The organism is Marivibrio sp. (assembly GCF_040218065.1).
Classification (GTDB): domain Bacteria; phylum Pseudomonadota; class Alphaproteobacteria; order UBA8366; family Aestuariispiraceae; genus Marivibrio.
On the sequence record NZ_JAVJQE010000001.1, the window covers coordinates 99,053 to 125,567 of the forward strand.

The 26,515-nt window shown below is 68.7% G+C and carries 29 protein-coding genes; 15 read left to right on the plus strand and 14 right to left on the minus strand.

Annotation, left to right across the window (positions count from 1 at the left end):
- The first annotated feature begins 9 nt into the window (after positions 1–9).
- On the plus strand, positions 10–477 hold the full coding sequence (locus tag RIB45_RS00465; protein WP_350047626.1) for a MaoC family dehydratase: 468 nt from the start codon (positions 10–12) through the stop codon (positions 475–477).
- 149 nt (positions 478–626) lie between these two features.
- On the plus strand, positions 627–1,577 hold the full coding sequence (locus RIB45_RS00470; protein WP_350047628.1) for a bifunctional riboflavin kinase/FAD synthetase: 951 nt from the start codon (positions 627–629) through the stop codon (positions 1,575–1,577).
- 10 nt (positions 1,578–1,587) lie between these two features.
- Here RIB45_RS00470 and RIB45_RS00475 read toward each other — a convergent pair whose 3' ends face one another.
- Positions 1,588–2,715, minus strand: coding sequence for a methyltransferase domain-containing protein (locus tag RIB45_RS00475; protein WP_350047630.1), 1,128 nt, complete (start codon positions 2,713–2,715; stop codon positions 1,588–1,590).
- 100 nt (positions 2,716–2,815) lie between these two features.
- On the opposite strand from RIB45_RS00475, the gene RIB45_RS00480 reads away from it, so the two are divergent.
- Positions 2,816–3,406 carry an NUDIX hydrolase gene (locus RIB45_RS00480; RefSeq protein ID WP_502882544.1) on the plus strand — a complete coding sequence of 197 codons (591 nt, stop codon included), beginning with the start codon at positions 2,816–2,818 and terminating at the stop codon, positions 3,404–3,406.
- On the opposite strand, the gene RIB45_RS00485 is transcribed toward RIB45_RS00480, so the two are convergent.
- On the minus strand, positions 3,400–3,999 hold the full coding sequence (locus RIB45_RS00485) for a septation protein A (RefSeq protein ID WP_350047632.1): 600 nt from the start codon (positions 3,997–3,999) through the stop codon (positions 3,400–3,402). The genes RIB45_RS00480 and RIB45_RS00485 overlap by 7 nt on opposite strands.
- A gap of 105 nt (positions 4,000–4,104) precedes the next feature.
- On the opposite strand from RIB45_RS00485, the gene RIB45_RS00490 reads away from it, so the two are divergent.
- Positions 4,105–4,359: a hypothetical protein gene (locus RIB45_RS00490; RefSeq protein ID WP_350047634.1), complete on the plus strand. Its 255-nt coding sequence runs from the start codon at positions 4,105–4,107 to the stop codon at positions 4,357–4,359.
- Between the two features lie 152 nt (positions 4,360–4,511).
- Complete coding sequence (locus RIB45_RS00495) at positions 4,512–5,615, plus strand: Hpt domain-containing response regulator (protein WP_350047636.1); 1,104 nt, start codon at positions 4,512–4,514, stop codon at positions 5,613–5,615.
- A gap of 54 nt (positions 5,616–5,669) precedes the next feature.
- Here the strand turns inward: RIB45_RS00495 and RIB45_RS00500 are convergent, their stop codons facing one another.
- The 5 genes from RIB45_RS00500 to RIB45_RS00520 form a co-directional block, all read right to left on the minus strand.
- On the minus strand, positions 5,670–6,440 hold the full coding sequence (locus RIB45_RS00500; protein ID WP_350047638.1) for an MBL fold metallo-hydrolase: 771 nt from the start codon (positions 6,438–6,440) through the stop codon (positions 5,670–5,672).
- Positions 6,441–6,491: 51 nt separating this feature from the next.
- Positions 6,492–7,424 carry a signal recognition particle-docking protein FtsY gene (gene ftsY, locus RIB45_RS00505; RefSeq protein WP_350047780.1) on the minus strand — a complete coding sequence of 311 codons (933 nt, stop codon included), beginning with the start codon at positions 7,422–7,424 and terminating at the stop codon, positions 6,492–6,494.
- Positions 7,425–7,528: 104 nt separating this feature from the next.
- Positions 7,529–8,821, minus strand: coding sequence for a tRNA (N(6)-L-threonylcarbamoyladenosine(37)-C(2))-methylthiotransferase MtaB (gene mtaB, locus RIB45_RS00510; protein ID WP_350047640.1), 1,293 nt, complete (start codon positions 8,819–8,821; stop codon positions 7,529–7,531).
- Positions 8,818–9,639 carry a diaminopimelate epimerase gene (gene dapF, locus RIB45_RS00515; RefSeq protein ID WP_350047642.1) on the minus strand — a complete coding sequence of 274 codons (822 nt, stop codon included), beginning with the start codon at positions 9,637–9,639 and terminating at the stop codon, positions 8,818–8,820. Before dapF ends, mtaB begins: the two co-directional genes overlap by 4 nt.
- Positions 9,640–9,725: 86 nt before the next feature.
- Complete coding sequence (locus tag RIB45_RS00520; protein WP_350047644.1) at positions 9,726–10,133, minus strand: helix-turn-helix domain-containing protein; 408 nt, start codon at positions 10,131–10,133, stop codon at positions 9,726–9,728.
- Between the two features lie 331 nt (positions 10,134–10,464).
- Between RIB45_RS00520 and ffh the strand changes: the two genes are divergently transcribed.
- The 8 genes from ffh (at position 10,465) to leuD (ending at position 16,673) form a co-directional block, all read left to right on the plus strand.
- Positions 10,465–11,904, plus strand: coding sequence for a signal recognition particle protein (gene ffh / locus RIB45_RS00525; RefSeq protein WP_350047646.1), 1,440 nt, complete (start codon positions 10,465–10,467; stop codon positions 11,902–11,904).
- Between the two features lie 60 nt (positions 11,905–11,964).
- Entirely contained in the window at positions 11,965–12,408 is a 444-nt protein-coding gene (gene rpsP / locus RIB45_RS00530) for a 30S ribosomal protein S16 (RefSeq protein WP_350047648.1), read from the plus strand.
- A gap of 29 nt (positions 12,409–12,437) precedes the next feature.
- Positions 12,438–13,046 (plus strand): ribosome maturation factor RimM, encoded by a 609-nt coding sequence (gene rimM, locus RIB45_RS00535; RefSeq protein WP_350047650.1) that lies wholly within the window; start codon positions 12,438–12,440, stop codon positions 13,044–13,046.
- On the plus strand, positions 13,043–13,783 hold the full coding sequence (gene trmD, locus RIB45_RS00540) for a tRNA (guanosine(37)-N1)-methyltransferase TrmD (protein ID WP_350047652.1): 741 nt from the start codon (positions 13,043–13,045) through the stop codon (positions 13,781–13,783). Before rimM ends, trmD begins: the two co-directional genes overlap by 4 nt.
- 53 nt (positions 13,784–13,836) lie before the next feature.
- Positions 13,837–14,307, plus strand: a complete 471-nt coding sequence (gene rplS, locus RIB45_RS00545; RefSeq protein WP_350047654.1) for a 50S ribosomal protein L19 — start codon at positions 13,837–13,839, stop codon at positions 14,305–14,307.
- A 136-nt stretch (positions 14,308–14,443) separates the two neighbouring features.
- Positions 14,444–15,853, plus strand: coding sequence for a 3-isopropylmalate dehydratase large subunit (gene leuC, locus RIB45_RS00550; RefSeq protein ID WP_350047656.1), 1,410 nt, complete (start codon positions 14,444–14,446; stop codon positions 15,851–15,853).
- Positions 15,850–16,026: a hypothetical protein gene (locus RIB45_RS00555; protein ID WP_350047658.1), complete on the plus strand. Its 177-nt coding sequence runs from the start codon at positions 15,850–15,852 to the stop codon at positions 16,024–16,026. The genes leuC and RIB45_RS00555 overlap by 4 nt, the downstream gene beginning before the upstream one ends.
- Before the next feature lie 23 nt (positions 16,027–16,049).
- Positions 16,050–16,673 (plus strand): 3-isopropylmalate dehydratase small subunit, encoded by a 624-nt coding sequence (gene leuD / locus RIB45_RS00560; RefSeq protein WP_350047660.1) that lies wholly within the window; start codon positions 16,050–16,052, stop codon positions 16,671–16,673.
- 9 nt (positions 16,674–16,682) lie between these two features.
- On the opposite strand, the gene RIB45_RS00565 is transcribed toward leuD, so the two are convergent.
- The gene (locus tag RIB45_RS00565) at positions 16,683–18,095 is read right to left on the minus strand and encodes a multicopper oxidase family protein (RefSeq protein WP_350047662.1); all 1,413 of its coding nucleotides are present in this window, start codon (positions 18,093–18,095) and stop codon (positions 16,683–16,685) included.
- Positions 18,096–18,198: 103 nt separating this feature from the next.
- Between RIB45_RS00565 and RIB45_RS00570 the strand changes: the two genes are divergently transcribed.
- Positions 18,199–18,867 carry an NAD(P)-dependent oxidoreductase gene (locus RIB45_RS00570; protein WP_350047664.1) on the plus strand — a complete coding sequence of 223 codons (669 nt, stop codon included), beginning with the start codon at positions 18,199–18,201 and terminating at the stop codon, positions 18,865–18,867.
- An 80-nt stretch (positions 18,868–18,947) separates the two neighbouring features.
- On the opposite strand, the gene RIB45_RS00575 is transcribed toward RIB45_RS00570, so the two are convergent.
- Genes RIB45_RS00575 through cysG form a run of 4 tightly spaced genes read right to left on the minus strand, consistent with a single transcriptional unit; the run spans position 18,948 to position 22,951 of the window.
- On the minus strand, positions 18,948–19,454 hold the full coding sequence (locus tag RIB45_RS00575; RefSeq protein WP_350047666.1) for a DUF934 domain-containing protein: 507 nt from the start codon (positions 19,452–19,454) through the stop codon (positions 18,948–18,950).
- A 21-nt stretch (positions 19,455–19,475) separates the two neighbouring features.
- Positions 19,476–21,149, minus strand: a complete 1,674-nt coding sequence (locus RIB45_RS00580) for a nitrite/sulfite reductase (protein WP_350047668.1) — start codon at positions 21,147–21,149, stop codon at positions 19,476–19,478.
- Between the two features lie 4 nt (positions 21,150–21,153).
- The gene (locus RIB45_RS00585) at positions 21,154–21,483 is read right to left on the minus strand and encodes a DUF2849 domain-containing protein (protein ID WP_350047670.1); all 330 of its coding nucleotides are present in this window, start codon (positions 21,481–21,483) and stop codon (positions 21,154–21,156) included.
- A 19-nt stretch (positions 21,484–21,502) separates the two neighbouring features.
- Positions 21,503–22,951: a siroheme synthase CysG gene (cysG, locus tag RIB45_RS00590; RefSeq protein WP_350047672.1), complete on the minus strand. Its 1,449-nt coding sequence runs from the start codon at positions 22,949–22,951 to the stop codon at positions 21,503–21,505.
- Positions 22,952–23,158: 207 nt separating this feature from the next.
- On the opposite strand from cysG, the gene RIB45_RS00595 reads away from it, so the two are divergent.
- Positions 23,159–23,665, plus strand: a complete 507-nt coding sequence (locus tag RIB45_RS00595; protein WP_350047674.1) for a hypothetical protein — start codon at positions 23,159–23,161, stop codon at positions 23,663–23,665.
- Between the two features lie 10 nt (positions 23,666–23,675).
- Here RIB45_RS00595 and RIB45_RS00600 read toward each other — a convergent pair whose 3' ends face one another.
- Positions 23,676–25,046 (minus strand): M16 family metallopeptidase, encoded by a 1,371-nt coding sequence (locus RIB45_RS00600; RefSeq protein WP_350047676.1) that lies wholly within the window; start codon positions 25,044–25,046, stop codon positions 23,676–23,678.
- Positions 25,046–26,479 carry a M16 family metallopeptidase gene (locus RIB45_RS00605; protein WP_350047678.1) on the minus strand — a complete coding sequence of 478 codons (1,434 nt, stop codon included), beginning with the start codon at positions 26,477–26,479 and terminating at the stop codon, positions 25,046–25,048. The genes RIB45_RS00600 and RIB45_RS00605 overlap by 1 nt, the downstream gene beginning before the upstream one ends.
- Between the last annotated feature and the right edge of the window lie 36 nt (positions 26,480–26,515).

The following is a 26,515-nucleotide window of genomic DNA, read 5'->3' on the forward strand; positions in this document are numbered from 1 at the left end:
CGCCCTGTTATGGACAATGTACGTCTGCATGAGGAGCTGAACGGCTACTTCATCGAAGAGTTGTCGGTCGGCATGTCCGCCGTCTTCGCCAAGACGATCACGGAATCGGACATCGTGATGTTCTCGGGCGTGACCGGCGACATGAACCCGGTCCACGTCAACGAGGACTTCGCGAAGGATACGATCTTCAAGGGCCGCATCGCCCACGGCATGCTGACGGCCAGCCTGATCTCGACGGTGCTGGGCATGAAGCTGCCCGGCCCGGGCTGCATCTATCTGAGCCAGGATCTGAAGTTCTTGGCGCCCGTGCGGCCCGGCGACACGGTCGCCGCGCGCGCCGTCATCACCGACATCATCCCCGAGAAGAAGCGCATCGTCTGCAAGACCACCGCCAGCGTCGGCGACAAGCTGGTCTGCGACGGGACCGCTAAGATGATGGTCCGCTCGCGCGTCGAGGAGGAGAGCGCGAAGGGGTGAGGGAGAAGGACGGGCCCGCGGGCGCGAAAGCGCCCGGATGAGGGTGAGAGGATGGCTGCCGCCACGCGCCGAGGGGCTGGGCGCACCGGGGGACCTCCGTTATTGTCCCTCTCGAACAGAGTGAAGATGTCGCCCGGTCCGGACCATTCATGCAGATCATCCATCAACTGGCGGACTATCCCGCCGAGGCGCGCGGCGCGGCGCTCGCCCTGGGGAACTTCGACGGCGTGCATCGCGGCCATCAGGCCGTAATCGGCCGCGCCGCGCGCCTCGCCGAGGAGACGGGCGCGCCCGTCGGGGTTCTGACCTTCGAGCCCCATCCTGTCACCTTCTTCAAGCCGGACGTCCCGCCTTTCCGGCTGACGCCGTTCCGCATCAAGGCGCACCAGCTGCAGGCGCTCGGTCTCGACCTTCTGGTTCGCCTCACCTTCGATCGCGCGCTCGCGGAGCTTACGGCGCAGGATTTCATCGACCGGGTCCTGGTCGAGGGGGTCGGCGTCAGCGAGTTGGTCGTCGGCTACGACTTCTGTTTCGGCAAGGGCCGCACCGGCACGGTGGAGACGCTGAAAGCCGACGGGCGTTTCCAGGTGACCGTCGTGGACCCTGCCGCCGGCGCCGGCGGCGAGGTCTACAGCTCGACCCGGATCCGCGATTATCTGAAGACCGGGCAGCCGGGCCAGGCGGCCGCGCTGCTCGGCCGGCCGTTCGAGATCGAGGGAACCGTCCAGACCGGCGCGCAGCTCGGCCGCACCATCGGCTTCCCGACGGCGAACATCGACCTCGGCGATTATCTGCGGCCCGCCTATGGCGTCTACGCCGTGCGCGCCGGCGTCAGTCTTGCAGCCGGGGCGGAGCCGGAATGGCGCGACGGCGTCGCCAACTGGGGGCGGCGTCCGACCGTCAACGGGATCGGCGAGGTTTTCGAAGTCTATCTTTTCGACTTTGAGGGCGATCTCTACGGGGCCGACCTGCGCGTCGCGCTGATCGAGTTCATCCGGCCGGAAGAGAAGTTCGACGGGCTCGACGCGCTGAAGGCCCAGATCGCAGAGGATTGCCGCAGCGCGCGGCTGATCCTCGACACCCGCGCGGCCGGCGCTTGACCGGCCGCATTCAGTCCTTCGCCGCCAAAACGGCCAGGCCGCGCACCGGCTCGCCGTACTCGTAGCGCAGCACGTCGCTTTCCAGCCGTTCGAGCCGAAGGCCCGCCCGCGCCAGCGCCGCTTCGACGTAGGCCTTTGCGTGCTTGTACCGTCCGCTCGGATCGAGACGGTACTCGTCGTCGCTCTCGACTTCCTTTTCGACTGTGAAGACCAGAGATCCGCCGGATTTGAGGGCGTGGGCGAAGGCGACGAAGGCGCCGTCGAGCGCGCCGAAATAGCACAGCACGTCGGCGGCCGCGATCAGGTCATAGGCGCCGTCGCGCTCCTCGTCCAGGAACGAGATCAGCTCGGCGCGCGCCAGCATGTCGTAAAAGCCCTTCTCTTCCGCCTTGGCGATCATCTTCTGCGAGAGGTCGACCCCGTCGAGCCGCGCGGCGTAGGGACGCAGATGTTTGCCGGCCAGCCCGGTGCCGCAGCCGGCGTCCAGCACGCTCAGACTCTGATCGGGCTTAGGCAGTCGCTCGGCGATCAGGCGGGCCAGGATCTCCGGCGCTTGGTAGGACAGCTCGGCGATCTTCTCGTCGAAATTGGGGGCGTAGTCGTCGAAGACGTCAGCGACGTAGTCGGCGTTGGCTATTTCGGGCTTCACCCGACCGGAGACGGCTGCGCCGATGTGGCGCGCGTCCGGATTGTCGGGAAAGCGCTTCAGCCAATCATCGGCGACACGCCGCGCGTCTTCGGCGTCGACCTTGTGGTGGTATTCGTAGAGCGCCTTGCCCAGATTGGAGTGGGAGACGAGGTCGCCGCCGTCGCGTCGGACCGCGCGGACCAGCGCGTCAACCGCCTCGCGCGCCCGGCCCAGCTCGTAATAGGCGAGGCCCAGATTGGTGTATTCCGCGAACGCATCGTCGCCGCGCAGGGTCCGCGCGCGGCCCAACATGTCGGCCGCGGTTTCGTAATCGTCCAACTGAACGGCGATTTCGCCGCGCCACTCCAACGCGTCGATATGGTCGGAATCGCGCGCCAGGACCGCGTCATAGGCCTTGGCCGACTGCTCGAGATCGCCCTGGCGGTAGCGCTCCTCCGCGTCGGCGAGAAGGGCGTCGATCCCGCGTCCTCTGGTCGCCGCTTTGGCCATGCTCGCCCGTCCTCCTGATCCTGTTTTGCGTTCGATGCGCCGCGCATTAATGCACGGGGCGCCTTGTCGGGTGCAAGGGGGCGCGCCATCCTCTTTCCCCATGAGCGAGAAAGATCCGAGCGACCCGACCCGCGCGCCGGCGCGTGAAGCCCGCGACAACATGGGCGGCGGCGACTGGTTGCGCCATGTCCCCGACGGCGACAACCGCGAGCGGCTTGTCTGCCCGGACTGCGGCTTCATCAACTATCAGAATCCGAAGATCGTGGTCGGCGCGGTGGCCTCCTTCGAGGACCGCCTGCTGTTGTGCCGCCGCGCGATCAATCCGCGCAAGGGCTACTGGACCATTCCCGCAGGCTATCTGGAAAACCACGAAAGCGTTGAGCACGGCGCCCGGCGCGAGGCGTCCGAAGAGGCGTGCGCCGATCTCGCGCTGGACGGGTTGCTCGCCGTCTACAACATCCCGCGGATCAGCCAGGTGCAGTTGATCTACCGGGCGCGGCTGGAGAATCCGCAAAGCGTCGCGGCCGGCGACGAGACGCTCGAGGTCATGCTGGTCGGCTGGGACGAGATACCGTGGGACGATCTTGCGTTCCCCTCGGTTCATTGGGCGCTGGAGCATTGGCGGCGCGTGGCCGATCAGGGGATCTTCCCTCCGTTCGGAAATCCGGAGGGCGCGACCGGCGATTACTGAGCGTCGCGTCCCGAGCCGTCGGCCTCCGCATCCTCGGTATGGCGGCTGATGAAGGGGATCTGCGCCATCACGAACAGGAAGGTGAGGCCCAGGATGCCGCCGACCTTGAAGGTCACCCACAGGTCGGTCGACTGGGTGCGCCACACCAGTTCGTTTAGCGCCGCCATCGCGATGAAGAAAACGCCGAAGCGCACGGTGAGCGTCCGCCAGGCGTGATCGGGCAGCACAAGGCCGCCGCCCATCACCTTCTTCAGCGGCAGCCGGCCGAAAGCCAGCGCGCCCAGCAGCACGGCTGCGAACAGCGCCTGCACGATGGTCGGCTTCATCTTGATGAAGATTTCGTCGTCGAGGAGGATCGTCAGCCCGCCGAAGACCGCCACGATCGCGGCGGTGACGATCGGCATCCAGGGCAGCTTGCGGGTCAGGACGACCGACAGCGCAACGGCGACCAGCGTCGCCGCCACCACCACCTTGGTCGCGGTCATCAGATCGTCGAGCAGATAGGCGACCAGAAACAGAACCAGCGGCCCGTATTCCGTCGCCGGCCCGATCCATTTCGGCGGCGCCTTTCGCGCGCTGTCCTCGTCCGTCATCGCCGCTCCTCTCGCTGGCTGCTCGCGACCCGCTTATAGACCAGCCGACCGCCCGGGCGAAACCGCCGATTGCCCGCATGGCGCGAAGCGGGTATTTTCCTGGGTATGAGCGATCCAAACGTCTTCCCCGCCGGGCCCCGCGGACCGGACTCCTGGCCGCCTGCGGTCGCTCGGCGCCCGGATCCCGGAACCGCGCCGCGCGCCGAGGCGCAGGCGGGCGGGGCGCGCGCCCCCGGTCGCGATCCGTTCGACGTGCAGGGGGCGATGACGCGGCTCAAGACGCTGCTCGCCTTCGACGGGCCGAACGGCCCGCGCGCCCAGGTCCCAAGCCGCGGCTTCTACCTGAACATTCTTACCTGACGGGATCGGCGCGCCCGGCCGATCGCGGAACGCATTCCGCGACAACCCTTCGTTAACCTTTACTCCGTTACCTTGCCGCTACGACGACGGGAGCACCGAGCCGGCGACGTCACGCCGCGGCCCCTTCGTCCGTGCAGGAGGGACAGGTTCCTATGGCGCGCTTGGATTTCTCGCGAATGTCGGTGCTGCTGGTCGAGGACAGCGCCTTTATGCGCAGCATCTTCACCACCACGCTGCGGGCCTTGGGCGTGGAGCGGATCACGGTCGCCGAGGACGGCGAGCAGGCGATCCGCATCCTCAAACCGGTGCAGAAGACCAAGGCCGGGCAGCTGGTCGGCCATACCGGCATCGATCTGGTGATCTGCGATTATTTTATGCCGACGCTGGACGGCGGAATGGTGCTGCGCTGGCTGCGGCGCAGCGAGCATTCGCCGGACCGTTTCCTGCCCTTCCTGATGGTCTCCGCCGCGGCGGACATCGACGTCATCACCGAGGCGCGGGACAACGGCATCGACGAGTTTCTGGCCAAGCCGTTCTCGGCCGTGATGCTGGCCAGCCGCCTGACCGCGATGGTCGAGAATCCGCGCCAATACGTCTTCGCGCCGAACTATTTCGGCCCCGATCGGCGGCGGCGCGCCAAAGAGGTGAAGACCGAGCGTCGCGGCACCACCGAGGCGGAGATCGAGGTGGTGCACTCCACCAAAGAGGCCTCCGCCCTCAAGAACTCCGACAAGAAGGTCTGGTACTTCCGCCTGCCGCGCAATTTGCGCAATAAGTTGGCGACCGGCGAGACAGGGCCGGAGACGGCGGCCTTCGATCCCGCCGTGCTGGAGGCCGCGGAGGCGAAGATCCAGGAAATGGAAGGCGACTACGCCGACTGGGTCGCCAAGACGCTCGAGGAGTTGACCCAGGCGCACAATCGCTGTCTGGAGGACATGGACAACGCCGCCGTTCCGCTCTCCGAAGTGCACCGCATCGCGCACGAACTGCGCGGCCAGGGCGGCATTTTCGGTTACCCGCTGATGACGCAGTTCGGCAAGTCGCTGTACGAGCAGACCCATGACGAGGTCGAGGTCACGCCCGCCCTGATCGAGCTTGTGAAGGCGCATATCGACCTCCTGCGCGTCGTCACCAAACAGAAGATCAAGGGCGACGGCGGCGAGACCGGCAAGCAGCTGATGACCAGCCTGTCGCAGGCGAAGAAGAAGTTCGCAGGCCAGAAGCAGGGCGGCCGCGCGCCGGCGAAGGCGTCCTGACGTGAAGCGGGCGGCGCACGCGCGTCCGCGGCGTCGCTCTGCGCCGGCGCGCCTCTACGACCGCTCGGCGGGGCAACCGGGTCTGCGTCTGCCGGCCATATAGTCTTCGGCCAGGGTTCGCAGGCGCGCGCGGCCGAAGCTGTCATAGTGGCCCGCGTGAACGGCGTCCGCCGGCCAGCGGCTAAGGCGCGCCATGCTGTCGTGAAACTCGGCGCGATCCGAGTGGTGCAGATCGTCGAGCAATTCCCCGTCATAAACGCAATCCCCGGTGAAGAGCAGCCCGCTCTCGGCCTCCCAAAGGCCGATCGACCCCGGCGAATGCCCCGGCAGATGCAGCACCTCCAGACGCCGGTCGCCCAAATCGACGACGTCGCCCTCGTCCACGGTGCGCGTCAACGGGGCGGGGGCGATCTGGTAGCGCGCGCAGGTGAACCCTTCGTAGGGCAGCGACGAGAAATGATGCGCGGCGATGAAATCCTTCGCCAAGGTGTTCGCCTGGTTCGGCGCCGCGAAAACCTCCGCCTCGGCGGCGTGGCCCACATGTTCGTCGAATTCGCCGGCGCCGCCCATATGGTCGAAGTGAGAATGGCTGCTGACGCACACGACAGGCTTCTCGCACAGCACGGCGAGTTCGGCTTTCATCGGGCGAAGACCCATGCCGGAATCGAACAGCAGATTGCGATCCCGCCCCTCGACCAGCCAGATGTTGCAGTGGACGTCGGGGCTGACATGATGCTCCCAGATCAGGCGCACGCCGCTCGCCAGGCGCTCCATGCGGTACCAACGCGCGCCCGTCGCCGGGTCTATGATCGGGATCGTCGCCATCCTCGCCCCCTGGCCTGTTCGAAGCCCGCGTCTTCCGTGGCGACGGCCCGTCTAGTCCGCCACGCCCATCAGGCTGTTCGCGAAATCCTCCGCCTTGAAGGGGCGCAGGTCTTCCGCCGTCTCGCCGACGCCGATCGCGTGGACCGGCAGGCCGATCTTCTCCGCGAGCGCCACCAGCACCCCCGCCTTCGCCGTGCCGTCCAGCTTGGTCACCACCAACCCGCTGACCGAGACCAGCTCCCGGAAGGTCTGCACCTGCTGCAGCGCGTTCTGGCCGACGGTGGCGTCGAGCACCATCACCACGTCGTGCGGCGTCGCCTCGTCCAGCTTTCGCAGCACGCGCAGAATCTTGGAGAGCTCCTCCATCAAGTCTTTCTTGTTGTGCAGGCGCCCGGCCGTGTCGATCAGCAACACGTCGACGCCTTCCTCCTGCGCCTGCTTGTAAGCGTCGAAGGCCAGACCGGCGGCGTCCGCCCCGGTCGCGCGGGCGATCACCTTGGCCCCGGTGCGCTCGCCCCATATCTGCAGTTGCTCGATGGCGGCAGCGCGGAAGGTGTCGCCGGCGCACAGCATCACCGACTTGCCCTGCTCGCGCAGCTGGTGGGCCAGCTTGCCGATCGTCGTCGTCTTCCCCGACCCGTTCACCCCGACCACCAGCACGACATGCGGCTTTTTGGCCGGATCGGCGCCGGCTTGCAGCGGCGCCGCAACCGGCGCCAGGATTTCGGCGACCGAACCGGCGAGCGCGCGGCGCACCTCCTGCGCGTCGACTTCCTTGTCGAAGCGGGTCCGGGCGAGTTCGGCCGTCAGCTTGGCGGCGGTGGCGGGGCCGAGGTCGCTGGCGATCAGCACCTCTTCCAACTCCTCCAGCGCGTCGTCGTCGAGCCGCCGCTTGCCGGTGAAGACCCCCTGCACCCCGTCCGTCAGCTTGGACGAGGTCTTCGCCAATCCCTGTTTCAGCCGCTGAAACCAGCCGAGCGCCATGAAGTCCTCTCCCGTCAATCGTCTGCGCTTTGCTTAGCGGGGATGGGCGCGGATGGAAAGGCGGGAGGCCGGCGCCGCGCCTCATCCTCGAAAAGGTGAGGGCGTTAAAGGGCCGTCCCCGCCAACCGCTCCCCCTCGCGCCGCACGATCCGGGCGCGCAGCAGGGTCCCGTCCGGGATCGACGGATCGAGCTGGACGGGGGCGAAGCCTTCCGTGCGGCCGAGGCCGTTTTGCTCGACCAGCACCTCGGCCTCCGTCCCGACCAGACTGTCGAGATAGGCGTCCGCCCGCGCGGCGCCCAGCGCGCGCAGGCGCGCCGCGCGCTCCTTGCGCACAGGCTTCGGGATCTTGTTCGGGATGCGCGCCGCCGGGGTCCCCGGGCGCTCCGAATAGGGGAAGACGTGCAGCCAGGTCAGGTCCGCCTCCTCGACGATGCGGGCCGTGTTCTCGAACATCTCGTCCGTCTCGGTCGGGAAGCCGGCGATCAGGTCGGCGCCGAAGACCGCCTCGGGCCGCAGGCTTCGGATGCGCGCGATCAGGTCGAGGGCGTCCTGGCGGCCGTGGCGGCGCTTCATGCGCTTCAGGATCATGTCGTCGCCGGCCTGCAGCGACAGATGGAAATGCGGCATCAGGCGCGGCTCGTCCGCGATGGCGCGGAACAGCGGCTCGTCCATCTCGATGCAGTCGATCGAAGAGATGCGCAGCCGCGGCAAATCGGGGACCAGCTTCAAAATGCGGCGCACCAGATCGCCCAGCGGCGGACGGCCCGGCAGGTCGCCGCCCCAGCTGGTGATGTCGACGCCGGTCAGCACGACTTCCCGATAGCCGTTGGCGACCAGCGCGCGGACCTGATCCACCACCGCGCCGGCCGGGACCGAGCGGCTGTTCCCGCGGCCGTAAGGGATGATGCAGAAGGTGCAGCGGTGGTCGCAGCCGTTCTGCACCTGGACGAAAGCGCGCGCGCGCCCCTCGAAGCCGCCGATCAGGTGTCCTGCCGTCTCTTCTACGGCCATGATGTCGGCGACGCGCACCGGCTCCGCGCCGACGGTCGGGTCGGCGAAGGCGCCGGGCTCCAGCTTCTCGCGGTTGCCCAGGACCTGGGCGACTTCCGGCATCGCGGCGTATTTGGCCGGGTCGATCTGGGCGGCGCAGCCGGTGACCACGATCTCCGCCTTCGGATTGTCGCGGCGCAGCCGTCGGATGGCCTGGCGGGCCTGGCGCTCGGCCTCGGCGGTCACGGCGCAGGTGTTGATCACGATGACGCCCTCGCGTCCCGCGCTTGCGAGGTTCTCGCGGATCACCTCGGACTCGTAGGCGTTGAGGCGGCAGCCGAAGGTGACGACCTGGGGCTCGGCCGCGCGCGGCGCTGCGCGGGTGCGGGTCGGGGCGTCGGTCATAACGGCGCCTCGCCGACGAAGCTGGTGGCGACCGGGCCGGTCATCAGCACGTGGCCGTCGCTTTCGCGCCAGACGACGTCGAGCCGTCCGCCGTCGAGCTCAAGCGCCACCGTCCGGCCGGTCAGCCCGCGCCGCGCCGCCGCCACGCCGGTTGCGCAGGCGCCCGATCCGCAGGCTTCGGTGATTCCGACGCCGCGCTCCCAGACGCGCAGACGAAGGCGGTTGGGGCCGATCTGGCTCGCGACCTCGACATTCGTGCGCTCGGGAAACAGCGGATGGCGTTCGACGGCGGGGCCGTGGGTCTCCAGGTCGATCGCCTCGGCGTCGTCGACGAAGAAGACGCAGTGCGGATTGCCCATGCCGACCGCGACCGGATCGGCGAGCGGCCCCGCCGCGACGCCCGCGAGGTGCAGCGTGTCGACCGCCTCGGCCAGAGGCACGTCGGCGGCGTCCAGCAGCGCTTCGCCCATGTCGACCGTGACCCGCCCGTCCGCGGCGGCTTCCGCCCGCAGCAGGCCGCGCCGCGTCTCGATCGTCACCCGGTCGCGCCCGCTCTCGTCCATCGCCAGCGCCGCGACGCAGCGCGTGCCGTTGCCGCAGGCCCCGGATTCGGAGCCGTCGGGGTTGTAGATGCGCATGAAAAGGTCGGCGTCGGCGTCCTGCGCCGGCTCAAGCACCAGCAACTGGTCGAAGCCCACGCCGCGCCGCCGGTCGCCGAGCGCGCGCACGCCGGCCTGCGTCAGCGCCAGATCGCGCCCGCGCGCGTCCAGCACGACGAAGTCGTTGCCCAGCCCGTGCATCTTGATGAAGGCGACCATGGCGCCGTTCTTCCCTTCGCGTCCACCCGCCGGAGTTCCCGGGTTATATGGGCGCAAGGGGGGATGACGCAAACCTCTGTGCGCGATCAGCCGTTCCGTCGCCAGCTTTCCTGCAGCGCCGGGCTCTCCGCGATCGACCGCACGAGCCGCAGGAAGGCGCGCCGCCGGCTGGCGGTGGCGATCGCCTGAAACTCCTTGGCGAGCGCTTCGCCTTCCAAATGCGGCGCCTCCAAGGCGTCCTCCCGTCCGTCCAGGCCGTCGAAGAAATAGTCGACCGCCACGCCCAGAACGCTCGCCAGGTGGAGCAGCTTGCTGGCGCTGACTCGGTTCTCGCCGTGTTCGTACTTGCGGATCTGCTTGAAGCTGAGATCGACGGCCGCGCCGAGCTGCGCCTGGGTCATGCCCAATTGCTTGCGCCGCGCCCGAATGCGCGCGCCGACGAACTTGTCGACGACGGTCGACTGCCGAACGCCGGACTGCGCGTATTTGTTCAAAGACTTCTCCTGCTGCTCGTTAAGCGCGAGTGTGCCGCGGGGTATGCAAAATAGCAACTCTTAAGGCTACGACCCCTGTTTAGTAACTTTTGGTAGCAAATATGCGACCGCCGCCGACCGCTGGGGCATGCGGCGGTTCCGCCTTGACGCGGCCGGACGCGGCGACTAAAAGCAGGCGCAAATCAGGCAACCGAAAAGCCTTCGGCCCTACGGGGCTCCGCCAGTCCGCGAGGTTCGCGCACTGGCGCGTTCGGCGTTTGGCGGTTCCACGGGCGCGCAGCCCGGCCTGAGACGACGCGATTTGGACGAGACGAGACGGCGGGATCCGCGCATGTTCGAAAGTCTGTCGGAACGGTTGGGGTCGGTCCTTGAAGGGCTGACCGCGCGCGGCGCGCTCAAGGAGAGCGACGTCGACGCCGCCATGCGCGATGTGCGCGTGGCCCTGCTGGAGGCCGACGTCGCGTTGCCCGTGGTCAAGGACTTCATCTCGAAGGTGAAGGCCGAAGCCGTCGGCGAAAAGGTCCTGAAATCCGTCACCCCCGGTCAGCAGGTCGTCAAGATCGTGCACGACCAGCTGGTCGAGATGCTGGGCGCGGACGAGGAAGACGCGAAGCTCCGTCTCTACGGCGAGCCCCCGCAGGCGCTGATGATGGTGGGCCTGCAGGGTTCCGGCAAGACCACCAGCAGCGCCAAGCTCGCACGTCGGCTCAAGGAAAAAGAGCGCAAGAAGGTCCTGATGGCCTCGCTCGACGTGGCGCGACCCGCCGCGCAGGAGCAGCTCAAGGTCTTGGGCGAACAGATCGACGTCGCCACCCTGCCGATCGTCAAAGGCCAGGGGCCGGTCGACATCGCCAAACGCGCGATGCAGGCGGGTCGCCTGTCGGGCTATGACGTGGTCATTCTCGACACCGCCGGACGCCTGCATGTCGATGAGGCGCTGATGGACGAGGTCGCGGCCGTCAAGGCCGCCGCCGGCCCCAGCGAGATCATGCTGGTCGCCGACGCGATGACCGGGCAGGACGCCGTCAACGTCGCCAAGAGCTTCACCGATCGGATCGGTCTGACGGGCATTCTGTTGACCCGGGTCGACGGCGACGCGCGCGGCGGCGCGGCGCTCAGCATGCGCCAGATCACCGGCTGCCCGATCAAGTTTCTTGGGACGGGGGAGAAGTCGGAGGCGCTGGAGCCCTTCCGCGCCGAAAGCCTCGCCAACCGGATCCTCGGCATGGGCGACATCGTCTCGCTGGTCGAGAAAGCCTCCGAGACGATCGAGCAGGAAGAGGCTGAGCGCCTCGCCCGCAAGATGCAGAAGGGCGAGTTCGACCTGGAGGACATGCGCAAGCAGCTCGAGCAGATGCGCAAGATGGGGGGCATGGAGGGGCTAATGGGCCTTCTGCCCGGCGTCGGCAAGATGAAGAAGCAGATGGCCGCCGCCAACATCGACGAGGGGATGCTGAAGCGCCAGGAGGCGATCATCCAATCGATGACGCCGAAGGAGCGGGCCAATCCCAAGCTGTTGCACGCCTCGCGCAAGAAGCGCATCGCGGCCGGCTCGGGCACCTCCGTTCAGGAGGTGAACAAAGTGCTCAAGCAGCACATGCAGATGGCCAAGATGATGAAGCAGGTCCAGAAGATGGGGAAGAAAGGCAAGATGCCGAACTTCCCCGGCATGCCGCCCGGGATGGGCGGCGGCGGCTTCGGCGGGGGCGGCATGGGCGGCGGCGGCATGCCGCCGGGCGGCCTGCCCCCCGGTTTCGGCGGCCCGCGCTGAGGCGCGCGGCCGATCAGGTTTTCACCCGTTTGACACGTTCACGACAAGCTGGAGCATGATATGAGCTTGAAGATCCGGATGGCCCGCGGCGGCGCGAAGAAGCGTCCGTTCTACCGCATCGTGGTGGCCGACAGCCGCATGCCGCGGGACGGCCGCTACATCGAGAAGATCGGCTTCCACAACCCGATGGTCGCCCCCGACAACGACGAGCGCGTGAAGATCGACGTCGAGCGCGCGAAGCACTGGCTGTCGGTTGGCGCGCAGCCGAGCCCGCGTGTCCATCGCTTCCTGGCCGAGGCCGGCGTCTTGGATAAGCCCGTGATCCATGAGCAGACCAAGAAGGACAAGCCGAAGGCGAAGGCGCAGGAACGCCTGCGTGAGCAGGAAGAGGCCCGCAAGGCCGCCGAGGAGGCTGCGAAGGCCGAGGCCGAAGCCCCGGCTGAAGAGGCGCCCGCTGAAGAGGCGCCCGCTGAGGAGGCGTCCGAGGAGAAGACCGAGAGTTGAGCTCTCGGCTCTCGTCTTTAGGCGGATCCATGTTGGACGGACTGGCGATCTTGGGCGACGGATCTTCGGATAAGCCCGCCTCGCGAGAGGGACGACGCGCCGAGCGCCTGCTGATCGGAACGATCGGCGCGGCGCACGGCGTGCGCGGACTCGTGCGGGTGAAGAGCTTCACCGAGGATCCGGGCGACCTGACGGCCTACGGTCTCCCGACCGATCGGTCGGGCGCGCCCGTGCGCCTTCAGATCGTCGGCGAGACCAAGGGCCAGATGCTGGCCCGGATTGAGGGCGTCGCCGACCGCACGGCGGCGGAGGCTTGGCGAGGCGTCGACCTCTATATCGAGCGGGCGTCCCTGCCCGCGCCTGAGGAGGAGGACGACTTCTACCACGCCGACCTGTTGGGCCTGCCGGTCGAGGATCCGTCGGGCGCGACCTTAGGCGTCGTCCGGGCGATCCACGACTTCGGCGCGGGCGACGTGCTGGAGCTCGCCACGCCCGACGGCGACGTGCGCTGGTTGCCCTTCACCAAAGCGGCGGTGCCGACGGTCGATCTGGCCGCCGGCAAGCTGATCGCCGACCCGCCGGCGGAAGTCGGCGATCCGGAAGCGCCCGAGACGGCGGACGGGGAGACGCCGTCATGACTGCGCGTCCCTGGACCGCCACCGTGCTGACGCTGTTCCCGGACATGTTTCCGGGTCCGCTCGCCCACTCCATCGCCGGCAAGGCGCTGGAGCGCGGTCTGTGGGCGGTCGAGGCGCGCGACATCCGCGCGCATGCGACGGACAGGCATCAGAGCGTTGACGATACGCCGTTCGGCGGCGGCGCCGGCATGGTGATGCGCCCGGACGTGGTCGACGCCGCCGTCGCGGCGAGCGCGGACGCGCCCGGGCCGCTGGTCTATCTGACCCCGCGCGGCCGGCCGTTCGATCAGGCGTTGGCGGCGGAGTGGGCGGCCGGTCCCGGCGTGCGCTTTCTGTGCGGGCGCTATGAAGGGGTCGATCAGCGGGTGCTGGACAAGCGCCGCCCTGTGGAGGTCAGCCTGGGCGACTTCGTGCTCTCCGGCGGAGAGCCTGCGGCGCTCGTCATGCTGGACGCGTGCGTGCGGCTGCTGCCGGGCGTGATGGGCGCAGCGCAGTCGTTGGCGGAGGAGAGCTTCGAGAACGGACTGCTGGAGTATCCGCACTACACCCGGCCGGCGGAGTGGGAGGGGCGCGACGTGCCCGAGCCGCTGCTGTCCGGCCACCACGCCCGCATCGACGCATGGCGTCGCGCGCAGGCGGAAGAGGCGACCCGCACGCGGCGGCCCGATCTGTGGTCGCGCTACGCCGCTGCGCGGGACGAGGTCAATATGGCGAGGAATGAGGGTGCGGCCCGCTGATCGATCGGCGGGCGATCCCGAGCAAGAATGCGTTTGAGGAAAGGAAAGAGGTCATGAACATCATCGAGCAGTTGAACGCCGAGGAGGTCGCGAAGCAGACCGACAAAGGCGTTCCCGACTTTCAGGCGGGCGACACCGTCCGGGTCAACGTGAAGGTCGTCGAAGGCGGCCGCGAGCGTATCCAGGCCTTCGAAGGCGTGTGCATCGGGCGCAAGAACGCGGGCGTGAACAGCTCGTTCCGCGTGCGCAAGATCAGCTACGGCGAGGGCGTCGAGCGCGTTTTCCCGCTTTACAGCCCGCGCATCGATTCGATTGAGGTCGTGCGCCGCGGCAAAGTCCGTCGCTCGAAGCTCTACTTCCTGCGCGGGCGCACCGGCAAGTCGGCGCGCATCGTCGAGCGCAAGACCGGCCACGGCTTCGCCTCGGCGGCCGAAATGCCGGCCGAGGAGGTCGCGGCCCCGGTTCCCGAGACGCCGGTCGAAGCGACCGAAAGCCCGGCCGCCGAGGAGGGCGAGAAGAGCTGATCGAAAGCTCTTCCCGTCCGGTTCGAGACCTCTTATACCGACGCCGTCGGCGTGCGCCTTTCGTGAAGCCGCACGCCGACGGGTCCGGTTTCGTACCGCCCCCTGCAGTCGCGTATATTGGGAGTGACCGCCGGCTATGAGCGCGCCGAAGACCCTGTTCGACAAGATCTGGGAGAGCCACCTGGTGGACCGTCAGGAGGACGGCTCCTGCCTGATCTATATCGACCGCCACCTCGTCCATGAGGTGACGAGTCCGCAGGCCTTCGAGGGGCTGCGCAACGCGGGCCGCACGGTTCGTCGGCCGGACCAGACGCTGGCCGTGGCCGACCACAACGTGCCGACGAGCGACCGGTCGAAAGGCATCGCCGACCCGGAAAGCCGGCTGCAGGTCGACACGCTGGCGCAGAACTGCGCCGACTTCGGCGTGCCCTATTACGCGATGGACGACCTGCGCCAGGGCATCGTCCACATCATCGGGCCGGAGCAGGGCTTCACCCTGCCGGGGACCACGATCGTGTGCGGCGACAGCCACACCGCCACCCACGGCGCGTTCGGGGCGCTGGCCTTCGGCATCGGCACCTCAGAGGTCGAGCATGTGTTGGCGACCCAGACCCTGGTGCAGAGCCCGGCCAAGAACATGCGCGTCACCGTTGACGGCGACCTGCCGCTCGGCGTGACGGCCAAGGATCTGGTGCTCGCCATCATCGGCAAGATCGGCACCGCGGGCGGCACGGGGCACGTGATCGAGTTCGCCGGCCCGGCGATCAAGGCGCTGTCGATGGAGGGCCGCATGACGGTCTGCAACATGACCATCGAAGGCGGCGCGCGCGCCGGCCTGATCGCGCCCGACGAGACGACGTTCGACTATCTGAAAGGCCGGCCGATGGCGCCCAAGGGCGGCCAGTGGGAGCAGGCGGTCGCCTATTGGCGCACGCTGCCCTCCGACGCGGGCGCGACCTACGACAAGGAAGTGACGCTGGAGGTCGCGGCCATTCCCCCGCAGGCCACGTGGGGCACCAGCCCCGAGGACGTCGCCCCGATAGACGGCGCCGTGCCGGATCCGGAAAGCTTCCCCAGCGAAGGCAAGCGGGCGGCCGCGCGGCGCTCTCTGGAATATATGGACCTGAAGCCGGGCACGCCGATGCAGGAGATCGCGCTCGACAAGGTCTTCATCGGCTCCTGCACCAACGGGCGGATCGAAGATATGCGCGCCGTCGCCGAAATTGCGAAGGGCCGCAAGGTGGCCGACGGTCTCTACGCCATGATCGTGCCGGGCTCCGGCCTGGTGAAGGAGCAGGCGGAGCGCGAGGGCCTGGACCGGATCCTGAAGGAAGCGGGCTTCGACTGGCGCGAGCCGGGCTGCTCCATGTGCCTGGCCATGAACGCCGACAAGCTGGCGCCGGGCGAGCGCTGCGCGTCGACCTCCAACCGCAATTTCGAAGGCCGGCAGGGCCGCGGCGGGCGAACCCATCTGGTCAGCCCCGCCATGGCCGCCGCCGCGGCGATCAAGGGCCGCCTGGCCGACGTTCGGGAGTATCTGACATGAGCGACGCGACCTTCGACGATTTTCAGAGCGACGGCTTCCTCGAGCGTCTTTTCGGCGCCGAGCGCCTCAAGCGCGGCTGGCGCGTCCTGATCCCCGCCAACGAGAACGCGGTCGACGAGGATCTGCACCCGGCCTACATCGCCGCGCTGTTGAAGCGCCGCCGGTCCTGGTGAGCCGCGGTTAGGGGAGAGACGCCATGCAGCCTTTCAAGCAGCTGACCGGTATCGCCGCGCCCTTGGATCTGATGAATGTCGACACCGACATGATCATCCCCAAGCAGTATCTAAAGACGATTCAGCGCACGGGCCTGGGCAAAGCGCTGTTCGACGAGATGCGCCATAACGAGGACGGAACCGAGAAGCCGGACTTCGTGCTCAATCAGGAGCCGTACCGCCACGCCTCGATCCTGATCGCGGGTGAGAATTTCGGCTGCGGCTCCTCGCGCGAGCACGCGCCCTGGGCGCTACTCGACTTCGGAATCCGCTGCGTGATCGCGCCCAGCTTCGCGGACATCTTCTACAACAACTGCTTCAAGAACGGCATCCTGCCGCTGCAGTTGCCGGAAGAGACCGTGCGGCGCCTGATGGCCAAGTGCGACCGCGGCCACAACGCCCAATGGTCGGTCGATCTGGAGCGTCAGGCGGTGGTCGATCCGGACGGCGAGGAAATCCCCTTCGAGATCGACGGTTTCCGCAAGCACTGCCTGATGAACGGCCTCGACGACATCGGCCTCACGCTGCAGAAGGGCGACAAGATCGCCGCCTACGAGCAGGGGCGCCAGGCGAACAAGCCCTGGCTCACCCCCGCCGCGGCCGAGTAAAGCGCTCCCTCACGCCACCTCGATCCAGGTGCGCATGCCGCCGGCCTGATGGCCCAGCATGTGGCAGTGGAAATACCATTTGCCGGGATTGGTCGCCTGAAAAGCGATCGTCGCGCGGGAGCGCGGCATCATCAGGTGGCCGTCGCGCCAGATCTCGCCCGCGCCATGGGCCGGCGCGCCGTCGATCGTCAGCACCGTGAAGTGATGGCCGTGCAGATGCATCACATGCGGCCAGGCGCTGTCGTTCACCATGTTGACGACCACGGTGCGCCCGCGTTTGGCCGACAGCAACGGTTTGTCCAGATCGCCCGCGACGCCGTTCAGCGCCCAAACGCGCCCGGCCCGCGCCAGCTCGCGCATCCCCTTCATTTCTCCGCCCAGCATGGCCTGAGCCATGCCGCCCATGGCGCCGCCTTCCATCACCAGGTCGCCGGCGAGCGGCTCGGAGAGGTCGAGCGTCCCCGGCGCGCGCCGTTCCCCCAACCGCGGGACGCCGTCGTCGAACTGATCGCGCAGGGGCGGCTCGTCCGAATAGGCGAAGAAGGAGATCGGCTGCGCATCGTCATAGGCGTCGTCCATCAGGCCGTAGCGCGCGCCCGGCTCGCCGGTCGCGTCGAGCACGAAATCGACCCGCTGACCCGGGCCGATCAGCACCGACTCCTCGGGCGCGAAGGGCGCGACCGCGAAGCCGTCGATCGAGGCGACCTGTGCGGCGTGGCCCTCCACGGCGATGGCGAAGATGCGCGCGGTGGCGACGTTCAGCACGCGCAGGCGCACGCGCTCCCCGGCGCGCAGCGCGATGTCGCCCGGCGGTCCGCCGTTGACCGTGATCCAGTCGCCCATGCGCCCGCCATGCGCCCAGTCGTGCAGCGCCCCGAAGCTTTCGTGGATCGCGCCGCCGGCGTCGAGCCGCCAATCGTCGAGCGTCAACGTGATTTCGCGATCGACGGGGGCGGGCTCTTCATCCTCCACGATCAACACGCCGTAGAGGCCGCGGGCCACCTGTTCCCAGCTGCGATTGTGGCTGTGATACCAGTAGGTGCCGGCGTCCGGGCACATGAAGCGGTAATCGAAGCCCGCCCCCGGCTCGACCGCGTCCTGCGTCATGCCGACGACGCCGTCCATCGCGTTGGCGAGGCGGACGCCGTGCCAATGGATGCTGGTCGGCTGCTCCAACCCGTTCTCAAGCCGAGCGGCGATCTGGCCGCCGCGCGGCGCGCGAAGCGTCGGGCCGGGGACCGAACCGTTGTAGGCCCAAACGGGCGTGCCGGCCTCGATCTCGCCCAACAGCGGCGCCTCCGCGGACGCGGCGTTGAGAATGAGGGGATCGGTGCGGGCGTCGATCCGGGCCTTGCAGCCGGCGACGCCGATCAGCGCGCCGGCGCCCAGGCCTTTTAGAAGCGTGCGGCGGGACAGGGTCATGGACGGCGCGTCTCCCAGGGCGAAAACCTCACCGTAGTATAGAGCGCGCCGCCGTCCGGGAAAGCCGCCGATCCAATCCCCGACCCGGCGTCGTACCAAGAGTATGACCGATAAGCCAAAAACCCTGCTCGTCGTCGGCGCCAGCAAGGGCGTCGGCTTAGAGACCGTGCGCCGCGCGCTGGAGACCGGCTGGCGCGTAAAGGCCTTCGCGCGCTCCGCCGGCTCGATGTCGTTGCGCGATCCCAAACTGACCCTGGCGCCCGGCGACGCCCGCGAGGAGGCGGATCTCGCAGCAGCCCTGGACGGCGTCGACGCGGTCGCCTTGACGTTGGGCGTCCCGGCCGACCGGCGGATGATTACCGGGCCGATCACGCTGTTCAGCCAGGCGACCCGCGCCCTGGTCGCGGCCATGGAAGGGGAGGGGGAGAGCCCAAGGGTCTCGCGCCTCGTCTGCCTGACCGGTTTCGGCGCGGGCGTCAGCCGCCGGGCGATTCACCCGCTGCAGCGCCCGCCGTTCGAGCTGCTGCTGGGCCGCGCCTATCGCGACAAGGACCGGCAGGAGGAGATCGTGAAGGCGAGCCGTCTCGACTGGACCCTGGTCCGGCCAGGCGTCCTGGCTCCCGGGCCGCGGACCGGCCGCTATCGCGTACGGCTGTCCCCGGACGCGTGGCGCAACGGCCTGATCACCCGCGCCGACGTCGCCGACTACATCGTGCGCGCGGCGGGCGATCGCACGACGATCGGCGCGGAGCCGGTGCTGACGGGCTGTTGAGCGCGCGGAGCGCCCGCCGGTTCTGACGACGCGGAGCTCGTCCCCAGCGGCGGACGGAGCGATCCGGGGCCTCGCCGCCCTCACTGCGCTGCGGCGGCGCGCTTTGCGCGCAAGTACCAGATCGGCGCACGGCCGTCGCTGGCCGGCTGGTAGGCGCTGCGCACCGCGGCGATCGCAGCGAGCCAGTCGTCCGCGGTTTCGCCGGCGGGGATCTGGAAGGCGTTGATTCCGGCGCGCAGCATGAACAGCGCCTGGTCGCGCAGCACTTGGCCGACCGCGCGGATCTCGCCGGTGTAGCCGTAGCGCTGGCGCAGAAGGCGCGCGGTGGAATAGCCGCGCCCGTCGGTGAAGGCGGGGAAATCGAGCTCGACCAGACCCAGACGGTGCAGGTCGTCGGCCAACGCCTCCGGCCCCTCCTGCGGGGCGACGCGCACGCCGAGATCGAGTCCGGCTGGGACCAGCCCGGCCCGCTCCGCCCGGAAACGCGGCAGCGAGACAACCGCAGGGATGTCGGGCTGCAACGGCGCGTCGTCGGCGTAGAACACCCACGGATCTGAGGCGGCGCGCCCGTTCTTGATGAGCGGCATGACGGAGAGTCTCCTTCGGGCTTAGGCCGCCTGTCGGCGGTCGGGATAGAGACGGTCCTTGAAGGGCTCCGGGCCGAGGCGATTGAGCGCGTCGAGGAAGCGCTCGTCCGGGCCGAGGCGCAGGTCGAGATAGGTCGCGACGACGGTCTCGACCGCATCGACGATTCCGTCCGCATCGAAGGCGGGGCCGATGATCTTCCCGATCGCCGCCTGTTCGTCCGCCCGGCCGCCAAGGGTGAGCTGGTAGGCCTCCTCGCCTTTCCGGTCGACGCCGAGGATGCCGATATGGCCCGCATGATGATGGCCGCAGGCGTTGATGCAGCCGGAGATCTTGATCTCCAGCGGCCCGACGTCGAATTGTCGGTCCAGGCTCGCGAAGCGGGTCGAGATGCGCTGCGAGATCGGGATCGAGCGTGCATTCGCCAAGGTGCAGAAATCGAGCCCCGGACAGGCGATGATGTCGCCCGCCAACCCGGCGTTTCCGGTCGCCAGTCCTGCGGCGTTCAGCGCGGCGTGCAGCGCCGGCAAATCGGCCGACGCCACATGCGCCAGCGCGACATTCTGCCGATGGGTCGTGCGGATCTCGCCCAGGCTGAAGCGATCGGCGATGTCGGCCAGCGCCTCCATCTGGTCCGCGTCGATGTCGCCGGGAATCCCGCCCGTCGGCTTCAGCGAGACGTCGACCAGCGCGTAGCCGGGCGTGCGGTGCGGCTTCACGTTGCTGCGCACCCAGTGGCGAAAGGTGCGGTCGGCCGCCTGTGCAGCCAGGAACTCCGCGTCTTCGGCCGGCCGCGCGGGCAGATCGGGCGGGGTGAAATAGGCGGCGATCCGCGCGTACTCCGCCGCCGGCAGGTCGACGCTGGTCTCGTGAGAAAGCGCCGCCCATTCCGCCTCCACCATCTCGGAGAGCGCGTCCGCGCCGAGGTCATGGACCAGGATCTTGATGCGCGCCTTGTACTTGTTGTCGCGCCGGCCGAGCCGGTTGTAGACCCGCAGGATCGCCTCGAGATAGCTCAACAGCCGTTCTTTCGGCAGGAAGGGGCGCAGCGTCTTGGCGATCATCGGCGTGCGCCCCTGGCCGCCGCCGACCAGGACCTCGAAGCCGACGGCGCCGTTCGCGTCACGTTTCAGCGCCAAGCCGACGTCATGCAGCTTCACGGCCGCGCGGTCCGGGGTCGTCCCGGTGACCGCGATCTTGAACTTGCGCGGCAGGAAGCTGAACTCGGGGTGCAGCGAGGACCATTGGCGGATGATCTCGGCCCAGACGCGCGGGTCCTCCACCTCCCCCTCGATCGCACCGGCGTAGGGGTCGGCGGTGACGTTGCGGATACAGTTTCCGCTGGTCTGGATAGCGTGCATCTCGACCTCGGCCAGCTCCTCCAGGATCGCGGGGGCGTCCTCAAGCCGCACCCAGTTGAACTGGATGTTCTGGCGCGTGGTGATGTGGCCGTAGCCCTTGTCGTAGGTCCGCGCGATATGGGCGAGGCGGCGCAGCTGGCGCGACGACAATGCGCCGTAAGGAATGGCGACCCGCAGCATGTAGGCGTGCAGCTGCAGATAGAGCCCGTTCATTAGACGCAGCGGTTTGAACGCCTCCTCGGTCAACGCGCCGGAGAGGCGCCGCGCGACCTGATCGCGGAACTGCGCCGTGCGCTCGGCGACGAAGGCGGCGTCGAATTGGTCGTAGCGATACATGGTCTCACGCGGCCCTTTCGGTTGGGGCGGGGGCGGGCGCGTCCGCCTGTTTGCCGAGATGCGGGTGGGTGGAGGGGCCTTGGGCGCGCAACCGTTCACGATAACGCAGCGGGCGCGGCCGACCGTCGGCGTCGCGCACGACGTCGATCAGATAGGGCTCGACCACCAGAGCGGCGTCGACGCCGGCGCGCCCGGCCTCATCAAGCGCCGCCCAGCCGGTCTCCTCCCTCTCGACGCGGGCGCCGCCGACCGCCTCGACCCACCTGTTCCCGGGGCCGAGGAAGATCGCGACGCCGTCATGCAGGCGGTGGGCTGTCAGGATTCTTTCGCTCATGGGTCGTCTCTCCGATGGGTCAGCCGGCCATCGCGCGCGCGGCCGCGGGCGCGGGCGCGGCGGCTGCGCGTTGCGTCAACGCCGCCGGATCGGCGCGGCGCACCACCTCCCCGATCACCAGCAGGGCCGGCCCGCTCACCTGGGCCTCCTCGACCAGACGCCCAAGGTCCGCCAGCGCGCCGGTCAGGACCCGCTGAGTCGGCAGCGTCGCGTTCTCGATCACGGCGGCGGGCCGGTCGGTCGGCGCGCCGTGGGCGATCAAGGCCTCGGCGATCCGCTCGGCGGCCCCGACACCCATATAGACGACGACGGTCTGGCCCGGCCGGGCCAGCGCCGGCCAGTCCAACGCCGGCGCGCCGCCCTGGGCGGCGCCGGTGACGATCGACAGGGTCTGCGCGTCGTCGCGATGCGTCAGCGGCAGCCCGAAGGCCGCGCCCGCGCCCAGGGCCGCGGTCACGCCGGGGACGACTTCGACGTCCAGACCGGCGGCGCGGCAGGCCTCCTGCTCCTCGCCGCCCCGGCCGAACAGGAACGGATCGCCCCCCTTCAGGCGCACCACGGTGCGGCCCGCACGGGCGTGCGCGACGATCAGCGCATTGATCGCTTCCTGGCCCAGGCTGTGGGCGCCCTTGCGTTTACCGACCGGAACGCGTTCGGCGTCGCGGCGGACGTAGTCCAGGATCTGCGGACCGATCAGCGCGTCGTACAGCACCACGTCGGCGCGCTGCATCGCCTGAAGCGCCTTCAAGGTCAGCAGATCCGGATCGCCCGGGCCGGCCCCCACAAGGAAGACCCGACCGGTCGGCGGCGCGGCCGCCGCCCGGGCGTTCAGCAGTTTAAGCGTCGCCTCCCGGCCGCGCGCCTCGTCCCCGTTAAGCACTGCGGCGGCGGCGGCGCCGTCGAAGAAATCCTCCCAGAAGCGCTTGCGGCCGGATCCCGTCGGAACCATCGCCTTGACCGCCTCCCGGAAGCGATCGGCGAAGGCGGCGAGCCGCCCGAGGCCGGCCGGCAGGAGGCTTTCGATCTGGGCGCGCACCCGGCGCGCCAGAACCGGCGCCGCGCCGCCGGACGAGATTCCAATCACGATCGGGCTGCGATCGACGATCGCGGGGAAGAGGAAATCGCACAGCTGCGGTCGGTCGACGGCGTTGACCGGGGTGCGCGCGGCGCGCAGGACCGCAACTGCGGCGCGGGCGTCGATCTCGTCCTCGACCGCCACGATGGCAAGCGCCGCGTCGCGCGCGTCGGCGGCGCAGACCGGGCGATCGCAGCGGCGAACCGTCCCGTCCGCCGCACCCGCCGCCAAAGCCGCCGCGACGTCCGGATGCGGCGTCTCGCCCATCGGAAACAGGCGAACGCCGGCGCCTGCACGCTGCAGAAAGCGCAGCTTGCGCGCCGCCGCCTCGCCCGCGCCGATCAGCAGGACGGTGCGTCCGGAAAGCCGCCAGAAAGCCGGCAGGACGTCCATGATGTCTCGCTCCTCTTCCCGGTCGGCGGACGATGAGCCGGCCAAATTATCGCGCTACAGTGTGTGATATTATTATTCAACGTTGTATGTGTGTAAATTAAAAAATTATCCAGTCCGATGTGAGATATCCGACATGATCCGACGATGAGGTCAGGGCTGGTAGTTGGCGCATCGCTTGCATGGCGACCTGGCAGGAGGCGCTGTGCGATGAAACTGTCGGAAATCTTTTCAGCCTTTCAGCGCAAACCCGCGCTCGCCGGGGACGGCGGGGCGGATCAGTCCTCGCTGGCGCGCACCGGCCCGGCGGTGCGCTCGATCCCCGGACAGGGGCCGGGCGCGCTGGGCGAGCGCTTGCCCGATCCGCCGCCGTTGGAGCGGGCCGAGGACGTGATCGACATCAGTCGCGAGGCCGGCTTCGTCCTGGCGGCGTCGAAATACGACCCGCACAAGATGACGTTGACCGAACTGCAGGACATGGCGGCCGAGATGCGGGAAGGCGGAGCGATCGGCGCGGCCGACTACGCGCTGCTGATGCGCGGGCCGGACGGCGGCGGCTATCGCTACGCCGACGCGGACGCGCCGCGCGACGTCATCGCAGAGTGGCAGTTGCGCCTGACGGACAGTATGGCGAAACCGGACCTGCGCGCGATCGGGGCCAACACGCGCGCGCTCAACATCCTGGGCCGAGTCGCCGCGGCGCGCGGCCAGCTCTAGCGCGGACCGCTCAGCCTCCGACGCCGTCGGGGGTCGGCAGCGTGGCCTTCACGCCGACCGGCTGGCCGACGACGATCGTGTAAAGACGCTCGGGCGTCAGCAGATCGGACGCCAAGTCGTTCACCTGCTCGAACGTCACGTCCTCGACCAGATCGTTGCGCCGGTCGATGTAATCGATACCGAAGTCGTACCGTTGCATCGCGACCAGCTGATCGGCGATCGAGGAGGTGTTCGTGAAGCGCAGCGGGTAGGAGCCGGTGATATAGGTCTTGGCGTCCTCCACCTGACTTTCGCTGACGCCGTTGCGCTTGAAGTCCGCGAAGACCTCGCGCACCAGATCGATCGACTGCGCGACGCTTTCGTTCTGCGTGGCGAGCCCGGCGCGCAACAGGGCCGCATGCTCCATCGGCTGCAGAAAGCTGTAGACGGAATAGGCCAGACCGCGCTTCACCCGAACCTCCTGCATAAGCACGGATTCGAACGATCCGCCGCCCAGGATGTGGTTCAGCACCATGCCGGCGTAATAATCCGGGTCGTCGATCGGCAGGCCTTGCTGCGCCACCATCACGGTCGACTGCGGGGCCGGATGATCGACCACGACGACGCCGCCGGGACCGTCGATCTCGACCGTCTCGACCGACGGCCGGCGGCCGCTCGCGGGCAGATGGCCGAACGCCTCGTCCAGGATCGGCCCCAGCTCGTCGGGCGTGATGTCGCCGACGACGCCGATATGCAGCCGGTCGCGGGTCAACGCCTCGCGACGCAAGGTCTCCAGATCCTGGACCGTGATCGCCGGCACGCTCTCCAGCGTCCCGTCGACAGGCCGGCCGTACGGATGCTCGGCGAACAACGTCTTGCGCAACGCCTCCGACGCCAGCGCGCCCTGGTCCGATTGCCGCTGGCGCAAGCCGGAGAGGATCTGTCGGCGGATTCGCTCGACCGGCTCTTCGTCGAAGCGCGGCTCGCTCAGCGAGAGGCGGAGGAGGTCCACGGCCTCCTCGCGATAGCGATTGAGCGTGTAAAAACTGCCGGAGAAATCGGTGCGCCCGGCCGAGAAGCTGAGGCGGATCGACAAATCGTTGAGCTTGCCCTGGAAAGCCTGACTGTCGAGATCGCCGGCGCCCTCGTCTATCGTCGCGCTCACCATGTTGGCGACGCCGGGCTTGTCGGCCGGGTCCATCACCGCGCCGGCTTCGGCGAAGGTGAATTCGATCGCCGTGACCGGCACGGTGTCGTCGCGCACCAGCCAGGCGACGACGCCGCCCGGGCTTTCCACCCGTTCGACTTCAACCGCCTGGGCGGCGGACGCGAAGGCCGAAACGGCCAGCGCCGCAAGAACGGCGATCAGGGCCGTGCGGAGAAAGGCGGGGCGGTGCGTCATCACGACGGCTCCTCGACCGTATCGACGGGTTGGCTGGGCGGCGCGTCGGCGGGCGCCGACCGGGCCGCGGCGGCCCCCTCGCCGCCCTGCGGCAGCAGACGGGTGGTGACTGCGGGCCCGGGGCCAAGGTGCGCGGACGCGGCGGCGTCGACGGCCGCGGGCGTGACGGCGCCGATGCGCTCGGGCCAGGCTTCGATCTCTTCCAGGCTCAGGCCGATGGTCAGGCCGCGCGCGATCACCTGCGCCGGACCCATCAGACTGTCGCGGGCGGTGGCGGCGGAATCCTGCAGGCGTCGGACGGCGCGGCGCACCTCGTCTTCGGCGACGCCCTCGGCCGCGACCTCCTCCAGCACCGCGCGGGCGGCGGCTTCGACCTCGTCGACGGAGACGCCCTCGGCGGGCTGGGCCCAGACGCCGATCGAGCCCGGCCCGCGGTTGCTCTCCGAATACCAGCCGCCGGCGGAGACCGCGATCCCCTGCTCGATGACGAGCGCGCGGTAGAGCCGCGACGTCGGGCCGCCGCCGACGATGTCCATTAGCACCTGCAGGGCGTAGACCTCCTCGCTCGGCCCGTCGTTTCCGTAGCTCGGCGCGATCCGGCGCAGGGTCCAACTCGGCTCGCGGACGCGCTCGTCCTCAAGCACGATCGTCCGCTCGGTCAGATGCGGGGGCTCGGCCCAGGCGGGACGCGGCGCGATTTCGGAGGGCGCGATCGGGCCGTAATATTTCATCGCCAGCTCGCGGACCTGCGCGAACTCGACGTCGCCGGAGATCACCAACACCGCGTTATTGGGCGCGTAGAAGGTGTTGTAGAAGGCCGACAGATCCTGCAATTCCAGCGCTTCCAGCTCATGGCGCCAGCCGATGATCGGGCGGCTGTAAGGATGGTTCATGTAGAGGGCCGGGGCCATCTGTTCGCGCAGGATGGCGCCCGGTTCGGTCTCGATGCGCTGGTTGCGCTCCTCGACGACGACTTGGCGCTCGGTCTCGAACTGCGCCTGATCAAGGACGAGGTTGCGCATCCGGTCGGCCTCAAGCCGCATGACCAACTCCAAGCGATCGGCCGCGACCGACTGGAAATAGCCGGTGTAGTCGTGCCCGGTGAAGGCGTTGTCGCGCCCGCCGTTCTTCGCGACCAAGGCCGAAAACTCGCCGGGCGCCACCTCGCGGGTGCCCTTGAACATCATGTGCTCCAGCACGTGGGCCGCACCGGTCTTCCCCGGCGCCTCGTCCATCGCGCCGGCCTTGTACATCAGTAACTGGGTGACGACGGGGGCCCGGTCATTCTCGACCACCACCACCTGCAGACCGTTGTCGAGAGTGAGCGATTTCGCGTCGAAGACCTGCGCCGAGGCGGCGGCGGAGAAAAGCGCGCCGATGAACAAGGCGAGGACGCTCAGGGCCAAGGCCGGGCGCGATTGCGTAATGGACATCGGTCCTCCCGAAAGGTCGAGGGGTGCGGTACCGTT